This is a genomic window from Pseudomonas sp. TNT2022 ID642 (assembly GCF_028656995.1).
Classification (GTDB): domain Bacteria; phylum Pseudomonadota; class Gammaproteobacteria; order Pseudomonadales; family Pseudomonadaceae; genus Aquipseudomonas.
The window spans coordinates 160,021-171,515 of the sequence record NZ_JAMDGW010000014.1; the positions used below are offsets into that span (position 1 = coordinate 160,021).

Here is an 11,495-nt window from a genome sequence, read left to right on the forward strand (position 1 = left end):
ACTTCAAAATTAGGCAACCGTGGAGCGTGGGTAGAATCCGGATAGAAGAAAGGCGCATCCGAGGATGCGCCTTCTCGTAACTGGCGGAGCGGACAGGGCTCGAACCCTCGATCCCGGCGTTACAGGCAACTGTTTCAGCGACCTGCTCTACCGCTCCGCTGCCAAGTCAGGCATGACCCCGACCCGGATGGGTAAAAACCTGAAAACTTAGTTAACAGCTTCTTTCAGTGCTTTACCGGCTTTGAAACCTGGCTTCTTGGCAGCCGGGATTTCCAGAGTCTTGCCGGTCTGCGGGTTACGACCGGTACGAGCCGGACGGTCCGTCACGGAGAAAGTACCGAAACCAACCAGAACAACGGAGTCGCCAGCCTTCAGAGCGCCAGTGACGGATTCGATTACAGCGTCCAGCGCACGGCCAGCAGCAGCTTTCGGGATATCAGCGGATGCAGCGATAGCATCAATCAGTTCCGACTTGTTCACTCTAAGTCCCCTTATATCTATTTTGAGATGATTCTAAGTTTTTTGGTGAAAGCAAAAACGAGTGCTGAATGGCCTACAGACACTTAAGAGCCGCTTTATAACAAGGGCTCTAAAAAACTGTCAAGGAAGCCCCCCAGGCAAAAGCGTATTAATGCGTGCTAATTCTTTCCTTAGAGTCAGACTCACGTTTTTCGTCCTTGGCAACTATCTCCGGAGCCACATCCGGCAAGGGCTCCGGCGCGTATTGCAGCGCAATTTGCAGGACCTCGTCAATCCATTTAACCGGTTTAATCTGCAGATCCTGCTTGATATTGTCAGGAATCTCCTTCAGATCACGCACGTTCTCTTCCGGAATAATCACGATCTTGATTCCGCCGCGGTGAGCCGCCAGCAGTTTTTCCTTCAGACCGCCGATCGCCAGCACCTGACCACGCAAAGTAATTTCGCCGGTCATGGCTACATCAGCGCGCACCGGAATCCCGGTCAATGCCGACACCAGCGCCGTGCACATGCCTACACCAGCGCTAGGGCCGTCCTTCGGCGTCGCCCCTTCCGGCATGTGAATGTGCGTGTCGCGCTTCTCGTGGAAGTCCAGGGGAATGCCCAGGCTCTTGGCACGGCTGCGAACCACGGTCAGTGCGGCAGTGATCGATTCGACCATCACGTCGCCCAGCGAACCGGTCTTGATCAATTGCCCTTTGCCCGGCACAACAGCGGCTTCGATGGTCAGCAATTCACCACCAACCTGAGTCCAGGCAAGGCCGGTCACTTGACCGATCTGATCCTGCTGCTCGGCCAGACCGTAGCGGAATTTGCGCACACCGAGGAAGTGTTCCAGCAAGTCAGCTGTCACTTTCACCGAGAAACGTTTTTCCAGCGCGTGCTCTTTAACGGCCTTGCGGCAAACCTTGGCGATCTGACGCTCAAGGCCACGCACACCGGCTTCACGGGTGTAGTAACGGATGATGTCGCGGATCGCTTCGGCGTCGAATTCCAGCTCGCCCTTTTTCAGACCGTTAGCGGCGATCTGTTTTGGCGAGAGGTATTTGACGGCGATGTTGATCTTCTCGTCTTCGGTGTAGCCCGGCAGACGGATCACTTCCATCCGGTCGAGCAGCGCCGGCGGGATATTCATCGAGTTCGAGGTGCACAGGAACATCACATCCGAGAGGTCGTAATCGACTTCCAGATAGTGGTCGTTGAAATTGTGGTTCTGCTCAGGATCGAGCACTTCCAGCAACGCCGACGCCGGGTCGCCACGCATGTCGCTGCCCATTTTGTCGATTTCATCGAGCAGGAACAGCGGGTTGCGCACACCCACTTTTGTCATCTTTTGAATCAATCTTCCCGGCATCGAACCGATGTAAGTCCGACGGTGACCGCGAATTTCCGCTTCATCGCGCACGCCACCGAGGGCCATGCGCACGAATTTGCGGTTGGTAGCATGTGCGATCGACTCTGCCAGCGAGGTTTTACCTACACCCGGAGGACCGACCAGGCACAACACCGGGCCACGGATTTTCTTCACGCGTTTTTGCACGGCGAGGTATTCAAGGATACGTTCCTTGACCTCTTCGAGGCCGTAGTGATCGGCGTCGAGAATGTCTTCTGCGCGCGCCAGGTCCAGACGTACCTTGCTCTGGGCCTTCCACGGCACTTGCACCAGCCAGTCGATGTACGAGCGCACCACGGTGGCCTCAGCGGACATCGGCGACATTTGCTTGAGCTTGTTCAGCTCGGCAGTGGCTTTGGCCAACGCGTCTTTCGGCAGACCGGCAGCGTCGATACGCTTTTTCAGGTCTTCGATTTCGTTGTGGCCTTCGTCGCTGTCACCGAGTTCTTTCTGAATGGCCTTCATCTGCTCATTCAGGTAGTACTCGCGCTGACTGCGCTCCATTTGCTTTTTGACGCGACCACGAATGCGTTTTTCGACTTGCAGCAGATCGATCTCGGCATCCAGCAACGCCAGAACGTGCTCGACCCGGGCCGACAAATCGATGATTTCGAGGATTTCCTGCTTCTGCTCGATTTTCAGCGCCATGTGCGCCGCCATGGTGTCGACCAGGCGACCCGGCTCATCGATGCTGTTGAGCGACGACAGGACTTCAGCCGGGACTTTCTTGCCCAACTGTACATATTGTTCGAACTGCGACAGCAGTGTGCGCACGAACACTTCGGATTCGCGCTCGGCGGCGTCGACTTCTTCGATCAACGAGACTTCGGCACGGCAGTGGCCGTCGACTTCGCTGAAACGTTCGACGGTGCCACGCTGCTCACCCTCGACGAGAACCTTTACGGTGCCGTCAGGCAGCTTCAGAAGCTGTAGAACAGTGGCGATGGTACCTACGCGATAGAGAGCGTCTTCACCGGGATCGTCGTCAGCCGGGTTTCTCTGGGCCAGCAGGAGGATCTGCTTGTCGCCCGTCATCGCGGCCTCGAGGGCTTCGATGGATTTCTCGCGCCCCACGAACAGCGGGATAACCATGTGCGGATAAACCACGACATCACGCAATGGCAGGAGAGGCAATTCGATGGTTGTCTTCATGATTTCGCCTCTACGGCGGCCATATGGCCGTAATCAGATGGAATTGAGCTTGAAACCAAGATGGGGGCTGCCTTGAAAAAAAACAAGCGCAAAGCGGATGTAAAAAATGACATAAAAAAAAAGAGGCCCGAAGGCCCCTTCTTTATTCCAGCAGACTGGACGCTTACGCGTCCGGCGCTGCCTTGGCCGTCGGCTCACTGTTTTCGTAGATATACAGTGGCTTGGACTTGCCTTCGATCACGCTTTCATCGATCACGACTTTGCTCACCTCGGACTGCGAGGGGATTTCATACATCGTGTCGAGCAGTACACCTTCGAGAATCGAGCGCAGGCCACGGGCACCGGTTTTACGTTCCAGGGCACGCTTGGCGACCGATTTCAGCGCGTCTGTACGGAATTCCAGATCCACGCCTTCCATCTCGAACAGCTTGGCATACTGTTTGGTCAGAGCATTTTTCGGCTCGGTGAGGATCTGCATCAGCGCAGCCTCATCCAGCTCGTCCAGCGTCGCGAGGACCGGCAGACGACCGACGAATTCCGGGATCAGACCGAACTTGACCAGATCGTCAGGCTCGACTTCACGCAGGGACTCACCGACTTTCTTGCCTTCTTCCTTGCTGCGCACTTCTGCGTTGAAACCGATGCCGCCTTTGGTGGAACGGTTTTGAATAACCTTTTCCAGACCAGAGAACGCACCACCGCAGATGAACAGGATGTTACGGGTGTCGACCTGCAGGAATTCCTGCTGCGGGTGCTTGCGACCACCTTGCGGCGGTACGGAAGCGACCGTGCCTTCGATCAACTTCAGCAAGGCCTGTTGCACGCCTTCACCGGAAACGTCCCGGGTGATCGACGGGTTGTCGGACTTGCGGGAAATCTTGTCGATTTCGTCGATGTAGACAATACCCATCTGGGCTTTCTCTACGTCGTAATCGCACTTCTGCAGCAGCTTCTGAATGATGTTCTCGACATCTTCACCCACGTAACCCGCCTCGGTGAGGGTAGTTGCGTCGGCGATGGTGAACGGAACGTTCAGCAAGCGGGCCAGTGTTTCGGCCAGCAGGGTTTTACCGGAGCCTGTCGGGCCGATCAGCAGGATGTTGCTCTTGCCGAGTTCGACGTCGTCAGCCTTTTTGTCACGCTGGTTCAGGCGCTTGTAGTGGTTGTACACCGCTACGGCCAAAACCTTTTTCGCACGCTCCTGACCAATGACGTACTGGTCAAGGATGCCGCTGATTTCTTTAGGCGAAGGCAATTTATGCGCGCTGCTTTCGGCCTGGGCTTCCTGCACCTCCTCACGGATGATGTCATTGCACAGGTCGACGCACTCGTCGCAGATAAAGACCGAGGGGCCGGCAATCAATTTGCGCACTTCATGCTGGCTTTTGCCACAGAAGGAGCAATAGAGCAGCTTGCCGTTGTCCTCGCCGTTGCGGGTGTCAGTCATTCGTTCGATCCAAATCCGATAGGCTTGCAACACAAGATGAAGGCTATTGCGGGCTTTTTCAAGCCCGCCGCTGATCAGACAAGCCGACCAAGCCTATTTTGAGCTGCTTATTTTAAGCTGGGCGCTGGTTGATCACTTCGTCGATCAGGCCATATTCCTTCGCAGCTTCTGCACTCATGAAGTTGTCGCGATTGGTATCGCGCTCGATTTCTTCCAGAGTACGGCCGCTGTGCTTGGCCATCAGCGTGTTCAGACGCTCGCGAATGAAGAGGATCTCCTTGGCGTGGATTTCGATGTCCGACGCCTGGCCCTGGAAACCGCCCAGTGGCTGGTGAATCATCACACGCGAGTTCGGCAGGCAGAAACGCTTGCCCGGGGCACCTGCGGTCAGCAGGAATGCACCCATGCTGCAGGCCTGGCCGATGCAGGTGGTCGACACGTTCGGCTTGATGAACTGCATGGTGTCGTAGATCGACATGCCCGCTGTCACCGAACCGCCCGGGGAGTTGATGTAGAGATGGATGTCCTTGTCCGGGTTTTCCGCTTCAAGGAACAGCAGTTGCGCGCAGATCAGGTTGGCCATGTAGTCCTCTACCGGACCAACCAGAAAGATCACTCGCTCCTTGAGCAGGCGCGAATAGATGTCATAGGCGCGTTCGCCACGAGCAGATTGCTCGACAACCATCGGGACCAGGCCGCCGGCGGCCTGGATATCAGAGTTCTGCTGAATATAAGAATTACGGAACATGCTCTGCAGTCGCTCCCAAATAGTTATGTCTTGAATACGCATAAGCCAGCTCGAGAGCTGGCTTATGGTGTGTACTTCTTAACGCAAATTCAATCAGTCGGCTGTTGGAGCTTCTACCGGCTTGACTGCTTCTTCGTAAGAGACCGCTTTGTCGGTCACACTAGCTTTCTGCAGAACAGTATCCACAACTTGTTCTTCCAGCACAACCGAACGCACTTCGTTCAGCTGCTGCTCGTTTTTGTAGTACCACGACACGACCTGCTCAGGCTCCTGGTAAGCGGAAGCCATTTCCTGAATCATTTCGCGAACGCGAGCTTCGTCAGGCTTCAGGTCGAACTGCTTGACCACTTCAGCAACGATCAGGCCCAGCACGACGCGGCGCTTGGCTTGCTCTTCGAACAGCTCGGCCGGCAGTTGATCAGGCTTGATGTTGCCACCGAACTGCTGAACAGCCTGCACGCGCAGACGGTCAACTTCGTTGGACAGCAGCGCCTTAGGCACTTCGATCGGGTTGGTGGCCAGCAGACCGTCCATAACCTGATTTTTTACCTTGGATTTGATCGCCTGACGCAGTTCGCGCTCCATGTTCTTGCGAACTTCGGTGCGGAAACCGTCGATGCCGCTTTCCTTGATACCGAATTGAGCGAAGAACTCTTCGTTCAGTTCTGGCAGCTTAGGCTCGGAAACAGTGTTCACAGTCACGGTGAACTCGGCGGTTTTGCCAGCCAGGTCCAGGTTCTGATAGTCCTCTGGGAAGGTCAGGTTCAGAACGCGTTCTTCGCCAGCCTTTGCACCGACCAGACCTTCTTCGAAGCCCGGGATCATGCGGCCGGAACCCAGTACCAGCTGAGTGCCTTTGGCGGAGCCGCCAGCGAACACTTCGCCGTCAACCTTGCCAACGAAATCGATGTTCAGTTGGTCTTCGTTCTGGGCAGCACGATCGGCCACTTCAAAACGGGTGTTCTGCTTGCGCAGGATGTCGAGCATTTTGTCCAGGTCAGCGTCAGCCACGTCAGCGCTCAGGCGCTCAACGGTGATGCCTTCGAAACCGGCAACGGTGAACTCAGGGAACACTTCGAATACAGCAACGTATTCTAGGTCCTTGCCAGCTTCGAGCGACTTAGGCTCGATCGATGGCGAACCAGCAGGGTTCAGCTTCTGCTCAACCACAGCTTCGTAGAAGGAAGACTGGATCACGTCGCCTACAGCTTCCTGACGAGCATCAGCACCGAAACGGCGCTTGATTTCGCTCATTGGCACTTTGCCTGGACGGAAGCCAGCAATCTTGGCCTTTTGGGCAGTCTGCTGCAGACGCTTGTTGACCTGAGTCTCGATGCGCTCTGCCGGCACGGTGACGCTCATGCGGCGCTCGAGAGCAGTAGTATTTTCAACAGAAACTTGCATGGATATTCCTCGTTGCACAGACGTTAGCCGGCCGTTTCCGACCCCAGAATCAAGGGCATGCATTCTAGTGGGTCAAACTCAAGAAGTCACCCTACTGAAAACGGGTAAAAAAACAGCAGGCATTTAATAGAGGCCGCCACACCAATGCAGCGCGCCCCACAGGCGAATACAACCAATCACGCCAGGGCCCTGCGCCAACCGCTTCTATATATAGAAGAGACTGCCAATCAGTCCCTGACGGCCGTTCTTGCAAGCAAGCCCGACGAGCAGCGCAGCATCATCGCGCAACATAAATACGACGAAGCGCCCTGCCCCTGCGCCCCGAAACCGGCACTCGCCGGTTTTCAGAACCGCTAAAACAAAAAAGGCGCCAGACTGTTAAATCTGGCGCCTTTCGAAATATGGGGTGGACGATGGGGATCGAACCCACGACAACGGGAGTCACAATCCCGTGCTCTACCAACTGAGCTACGCCCACCATATTGCGTAACAAAAAAGCCAAACAACTTCTTTGTTGAAACCTCACCAGCCCGAAGACATGAATGAAGCTTTAATTGGTGCGGATGAAGAGACTCGAACTCTTACGCCTCGCGGCGCTGGAACCTAAATCCAGTGTGTCTACCAATTCCACCACATCCGCGGGTGAAGCTTTAAAGCAAAGGCGCCAGACTGTTACATCTGGCGCCTTTCGAAATATGGGGTGGACGATGGGGATCGAACCCACGACAACGGGAGTCACAATCCCGTGCTCTACCAACTGAGCTACGCCCACCATATCGCGTTACTTGTGCCAAAGCTGCCTAATGGCGCACCCGGCAGGACTCGAACCTGCGACCATCCGCTTAGAAGGCGGATGCTCTATCCAGCTGAGCTACGGGCGCCTTATTAATCTGTACTCTTAAAGGACTACAAACTAAGTGCTTTCCAGTGTCGCAGAACCTTGATTCCGCTTCACCTTCTTAACCAGTGCTAGGCTGTGCCCGACAAGTGCGACGAATAGTATAGAGCGCTCCGAAGGTCGTCAAATCCTTTTTGAAAAAAATTCATTTAATTAAAGGAGTTAGAGGAATTTGCTGACCAAGCGCCTTTGCCCTCACCGCTCGACATGCGAGAATGCGTTCTCATTTTTTCCCCTCTCGATGGTTAATCACGCGCAATGACTGCACAACTAATCGACGGCAAATCGATCGCCGCCAGCCTGCGCCAGCAGATCGCCCAACGAGTTGCCGAGCGTCGCCAGCAAGGCCTGCGCACTCCCGGCCTCGCGGTGATCCTGGTCGGCAGCGATCCTGCCTCTCAGGTTTATGTCTCGCACAAGCGTAAAGACTGTGAAGAGGTTGGCTTCCTCTCTCAAGCCTACGACCTGCCCTCTGACACCACGCAAGACGCGTTGACCGATCTGATCGATCGCCTCAACGACGACCCTGCAATCGACGGCATCCTGCTTCAGTTGCCGCTGCCCGAGCATCTGGATGCCTCCAGACTTCTGGAGCGCATCCGCCCGGACAAAGACGTCGACGGTTTCCATCCTTATAACGTCGGTCGTCTGGCCCAGCGCATTCCGCTGCTGCGTCCATGCACGCCTAAAGGCATCATGACGCTGCTGGAAAGCACCGGCGCTGATCTTTATGGCATGGACGCAGTGGTCGTCGGCGCTTCCAACATCGTCGGTCGCCCGATGGCGATGGAGTTGTTGTTGGCCGGCTGCACCGTGACCGTGACTCACCGCTTCACCAAGGATCTGGCCGGCCACGTCGGCCGTGCCGATCTGGTGGTCGTGGCCGCCGGCAAGCCGGGCCTGGTCAAAGGCGAGTGGATCAAGGAAGGCGCGATCGTGATCGACGTCGGCATCAACCGTCAGGACGACGGCAAACTGGTCGGTGACGTTGTTTACGAAACCGCCCTGCCCCGCGCCGGCTGGATCACTCCGGTACCGGGCGGCGTCGGTCCGATGACCCGCGCCTGCCTGCTGGAAAACACCCTCTATGCGGCAGAAACCCTGCACGCCTGATCGGTACTTTCAGCAATAAGAAAAACCCGCCTTGTGCGGGTTTTTTCATGCCTGAGAAAAAACTGTAACCGTTCGCCGGAAACCCCTCTTTTTACAGGCCTTTTCACGAGATTTTCAGGTCACTCAAACAACCATCGACAGATCTTCAGCCATACTCCTAGAATGCGACGCTTTGAAGAAATAACCCGTTACAAACTAACGGAATATCCAACTTTTATGAGTTCGCCCGCGTGAAAATTCGTCTTTCGATTCTGAGCCTGTTTTTTGCAGTTTCAGGCACATTCATCACGCCAACGATCAACGCTGCGGAAACCACCGCTGCCCCACGTGACGCTTCGAGCTTGAAGATCGCCTCCGGCAGTGCCCTGCTCATGGATATGCAGACCAACAAAGTCATCTACTCCAGCAACCCTGACGTGATCGTGCCGATCGCCTCTGTCAGCAAGTTGATGACCGGTTTGGTAGTGGTTGAAGCCCGGCAAAACATGGACGAATGGATCAATGTCGATATCAGCAACACGCCGGAAATGCGCGGTGTGTTCTCCCGAGTCAAACTCAAGAGTGAGCTGCCGCGTCGCGAGATGCTGCTGATCGCCTTGATGTCATCGGAAAACCGCGCCGCCGCCAGCCTCGCCCACCACTACCCGGGCGGTTATGCAGCCTTTATCGCCGCAATGAACGCCAAGGCCAAGGCACTGGGCATGACCAGTACGCACTTTGTCGAGCCGACAGGTCTGTCGGAGCGTAACGTTTCCACCGCCCGCGACCTGAGCAAGCTGCTGGTGGCCGCGCACAAGTACCCGCTCCTCAGCGAACTGACCACCACCAAGGAAAAAACCGTGTCGTTCCGTAAACCCAATTACACCTTGGGTTTCCGCAACACCGATCACTTGGTCAATAAAGCCGACTGGGACATCAAGATCACCAAAACCGGCTTCACCAACCCCGCCGGGCATTGCCTGGTGCTGGTGACGAAAATGGGTAACCGCCCGGTCGCTTTGGTGATTCTCGACGCGTTTGGCAAGTACACCCACTTTGCCGATGCCAGCCGCATCCGCAGTTGGGTGGAAACCGGCCGAAGCGCCAACGTTCCAGCGGTGGCTCAACAATACAAGGCGCAGAAAAACCTCAAATCGCGCCAGAGCGGCGTGGTTGAAGCCTCCAAGTAACCCGTCGCACAGGAAAAAGCCCCGAATCCTCGGGGCTTTTTTTCGCCTGCATTTCAGTCATTGGGCAGCGGCATCTTGTCGTCATCAGGAATGCCATCGCCTGCACTCGGATCCCGTGCAGGCTCGGGTGTCAGCACATTAGGCCGAGCCATCGGGTCACGCATCGGGCTGTCCGGGTCCAGCACCGGATCAATCTCTGGCTCCGGCGTCGTGGGTACGCTGTCCGGTTTTTGGTCATCGAAGCTTGAATCGGTACTCATACGCACCTCGCATCAAGGTTTCAGATTGGCTAACGGGTCATAAGGCTTGGCCGGCTTCTTGGCATCCTCGCCGGGCTCGACGTCGAGAGGCGCTTTGGCGGGGCCGACAGGATCGACTTGCGGATCATCAAGATCGGGCGAGTCCGGATCGAACCCCAAATCATCTCCCGAAGAATGCTCGGAGGAATGCGGGCCTTTCGCTGCTGGGGAATCTTTCATATCGCCTCCTGATTCACCCGCAAAACACGGGATGTATAAGTAGGAGGATTGCCGGGCGCCGTCGTGCCCGGCAGATGACGAACGGAAAACTCAGTGTGCGGCCAACGCCTTGCGAGCCTGCGCTGCTTCGTTTTCCTGCCCGGCCTGAGCCAGTTCATCGGCCGCTTTGAGCCAGCGCTGACGGTCGACGGCAGCAGGAATCTGCGACGGTTTCTGAATCAGCACGGCCCAGCCACCGGATTTCTCCAGTGCCGACTCAAAGGAACTGAAACTCATCAATTCGCGACGGTTCATCCCTGCACGCAGCAGCACCTTCTGCTTGTTGCGGTCGTAGCCGGACAGGATCGCGTAACGCGGCTCGGCCCAGAATGCCGAACCCTCGCTGAAGCGCACCATCACCGGATAGCCTGCCGCCACTTGGGTCAACAGCGCGGGCAGGTTGCTGTCCAGCGGATAAACCACCATGCCGTACTCACGGGCAAGGTTCTGGATATTCTGCTGCAGTTTGTCTTCGGCGCCCGGCAGATGCAGGGGTTTTTCCAGCAAGCCCGGGGTGATCACGATGCCTTGCTGCGACAGGAGACTGGCCAGCACTTGCGGGCCGCTCTGATTGGCTTCACCGCGATAGAACGTGCCGCTGAGTTCGACCCGCTCCGGCAGACGCTTGACCTCGGGCGCGACACTGCCTGCACACCCGGCCAACATGGCCGCGCAACCGGCCACCAGTAGCGCCACACGAATTCGAGAAAATACCTGCACCATCATCACTCTCTGTTCAGACGCCGGTCATCGTGTTCCGGCAACGCCTGCGATCATAGGGCCGCGCCCGGCTGCGGTATAGCCTTAAGCGGCAGACCCGTCGATTGCATAGAGCAAACTGATTGGTCGCAATCGACCTTTGGTCAATAGTCTGAAACACCCCATTGTTTAGACTGTCATTGAAACAGAGCAAATTGAAAAAGTGGGCGCCCGATGCAGGGCGAAGAGGAGGCACTGATGAGCCTGACCATGACCATTGTGATGTTGATTGCCGGCTGGCTGGCCGTGGCCGCTGCCATGTTGTGGGGGGTGCTGCGTGTTTCGCGGCGCCATCATCACCATCCGGTTCAGCCTGCTGCGGTTGAGAAAAACGAGAAGCACCGGGTACGCCACGCCGCCGCGCATTGAGGGTTAACGTCAAAAGCGAAAAGCCCCTCACCCTAGCCCTCTCCC

General features: G+C 56.3%; 11 protein-coding genes and 4 tRNA genes. 3 read left to right on the forward strand and 12 right to left on the reverse strand.

Annotated features, from left to right (window positions below; all coding sequences use genetic code 11):
* Nucleotides 1-207: 207 nt before the first annotated feature.
* From M5G26_RS14865 to M5G26_RS14905, 9 genes are all read right to left on the reverse strand, one after another.
* The gene (locus M5G26_RS14865) at nucleotides 208-480 is read right to left on the reverse strand and encodes an HU family DNA-binding protein (RefSeq protein WP_003183171.1); all 273 of its coding nucleotides are present in this window, start codon (nucleotides 478-480) and stop codon (nucleotides 208-210) included.
* 148 nt (nucleotides 481-628) lie between these two features.
* Nucleotides 629-3,025 (reverse strand): endopeptidase La, encoded by a 2,397-nt coding sequence (lon, locus tag M5G26_RS14870; RefSeq protein ID WP_007917325.1) that lies wholly within the window; start codon nucleotides 3,023-3,025, stop codon nucleotides 629-631.
* Between the two features lie 163 nt (nucleotides 3,026-3,188).
* The gene (gene clpX, locus M5G26_RS14875; RefSeq protein WP_003223632.1) at nucleotides 3,189-4,472 is read right to left on the reverse strand and encodes an ATP-dependent Clp protease ATP-binding subunit ClpX; all 1,284 of its coding nucleotides are present in this window, start codon (nucleotides 4,470-4,472) and stop codon (nucleotides 3,189-3,191) included.
* 112 nt (nucleotides 4,473-4,584) lie between these two features.
* On the reverse strand, nucleotides 4,585-5,220 hold the full coding sequence (gene clpP, locus M5G26_RS14880; RefSeq protein WP_007951559.1) for an ATP-dependent Clp endopeptidase proteolytic subunit ClpP: 636 nt from the start codon (nucleotides 5,218-5,220) through the stop codon (nucleotides 4,585-4,587).
* Between the two features lie 93 nt (nucleotides 5,221-5,313).
* Nucleotides 5,314-6,624 (reverse strand): trigger factor, encoded by a 1,311-nt coding sequence (gene tig / locus M5G26_RS14885; RefSeq protein ID WP_134178293.1) that lies wholly within the window; start codon nucleotides 6,622-6,624, stop codon nucleotides 5,314-5,316.
* A gap of 402 nt (nucleotides 6,625-7,026) precedes the next feature.
* Nucleotides 7,027-7,102, reverse strand: a tRNA-His gene (locus M5G26_RS14890).
* A gap of 77 nt (nucleotides 7,103-7,179) precedes the next feature.
* Nucleotides 7,180-7,264 (reverse strand) — tRNA-Leu (locus tag M5G26_RS14895).
* A gap of 56 nt (nucleotides 7,265-7,320) precedes the next feature.
* Nucleotides 7,321-7,396: transfer RNA gene (locus tag M5G26_RS14900), tRNA-His, on the reverse strand.
* Nucleotides 7,397-7,428: 32 nt separating this feature from the next.
* Nucleotides 7,429-7,505 (reverse strand) — tRNA-Arg (locus M5G26_RS14905).
* Between the two features lie 275 nt (nucleotides 7,506-7,780).
* On the opposite strand from M5G26_RS14905, the gene folD reads away from it, so the two are divergent.
* Both folD and pbpG read left to right on the forward strand, forming a co-directional pair.
* Nucleotides 7,781-8,635, forward strand: coding sequence for a bifunctional methylenetetrahydrofolate dehydrogenase/methenyltetrahydrofolate cyclohydrolase FolD (gene folD / locus M5G26_RS14910; RefSeq protein WP_007917331.1), 855 nt, complete (start codon nucleotides 7,781-7,783; stop codon nucleotides 8,633-8,635).
* Between the two features lie 230 nt (nucleotides 8,636-8,865).
* Nucleotides 8,866-9,804: a D-alanyl-D-alanine endopeptidase gene (pbpG, locus tag M5G26_RS14915; protein ID WP_095123374.1), complete on the forward strand. Its 939-nt coding sequence runs from the start codon at nucleotides 8,866-8,868 to the stop codon at nucleotides 9,802-9,804.
* A gap of 53 nt (nucleotides 9,805-9,857) precedes the next feature.
* Here pbpG and M5G26_RS14920 read toward each other — a convergent pair whose 3' ends face one another.
* From M5G26_RS14920 to M5G26_RS14930, 3 genes are all read right to left on the reverse strand, one after another.
* Nucleotides 9,858-10,064 carry a hypothetical protein gene (locus M5G26_RS14920; protein WP_127929015.1) on the reverse strand — a complete coding sequence of 69 codons (207 nt, stop codon included), beginning with the start codon at nucleotides 10,062-10,064 and terminating at the stop codon, nucleotides 9,858-9,860.
* Between the two features lie 12 nt (nucleotides 10,065-10,076).
* Nucleotides 10,077-10,283 (reverse strand): DUF6021 family protein, encoded by a 207-nt coding sequence (locus M5G26_RS14925; RefSeq protein WP_034154676.1) that lies wholly within the window; start codon nucleotides 10,281-10,283, stop codon nucleotides 10,077-10,079.
* Between the two features lie 90 nt (nucleotides 10,284-10,373).
* Nucleotides 10,374-11,045: a peptidase C39 family protein gene (locus M5G26_RS14930; protein WP_134178295.1), complete on the reverse strand. Its 672-nt coding sequence runs from the start codon at nucleotides 11,043-11,045 to the stop codon at nucleotides 10,374-10,376.
* Between the two features lie 234 nt (nucleotides 11,046-11,279).
* Here M5G26_RS14930 and M5G26_RS14935 point away from each other — a divergent pair, with 234 nt between their 5' ends.
* On the forward strand, nucleotides 11,280-11,450 hold the full coding sequence (locus tag M5G26_RS14935) for a hypothetical protein (protein ID WP_166675008.1): 171 nt from the start codon (nucleotides 11,280-11,282) through the stop codon (nucleotides 11,448-11,450).
* Nucleotides 11,451-11,495 lie beyond the last annotated feature (45 nt).

Excerpts from the sequence above, each read along its gene's own strand:
- M5G26_RS14930 (WP_134178295.1), bottom strand. The coding sequence starts at position 11,045 with ATGGTGCAGGTATTTTCTCGAATTCGTGTGGCGCTACTGGTGGCCGGT.
- clpX (WP_003223632.1), bottom strand. The coding sequence starts at position 4,472 with ATGACTGACACCCGCAACGGCGAGGACAACGGCAAGCTGCTCTATTGC.
- lon (WP_007917325.1), bottom strand. The coding sequence starts at position 3,025 with ATGAAGACAACCATCGAATTGCCTCTCCTGCCATTGCGTGATGTCGTG.
- M5G26_RS14935 (WP_166675008.1), top strand. The coding sequence starts at position 11,280 with ATGAGCCTGACCATGACCATTGTGATGTTGATTGCCGGCTGGCTGGCC.
- M5G26_RS14920 (WP_127929015.1), bottom strand. The coding sequence starts at position 10,064 with ATGAGTACCGATTCAAGCTTCGATGACCAAAAACCGGACAGCGTACCC.
- M5G26_RS14925 (WP_034154676.1), bottom strand. The coding sequence starts at position 10,283 with ATGAAAGATTCCCCAGCAGCGAAAGGCCCGCATTCCTCCGAGCATTCT.
- clpP (WP_007951559.1), bottom strand. The coding sequence starts at position 5,220 with ATGTTCCGTAATTCTTATATTCAGCAGAACTCTGATATCCAGGCCGCC.
- folD (WP_007917331.1), top strand. The coding sequence starts at position 7,781 with ATGACTGCACAACTAATCGACGGCAAATCGATCGCCGCCAGCCTGCGC.
- tig (WP_134178293.1), bottom strand. The coding sequence starts at position 6,624 with ATGCAAGTTTCTGTTGAAAATACTACTGCTCTCGAGCGCCGCATGAGC.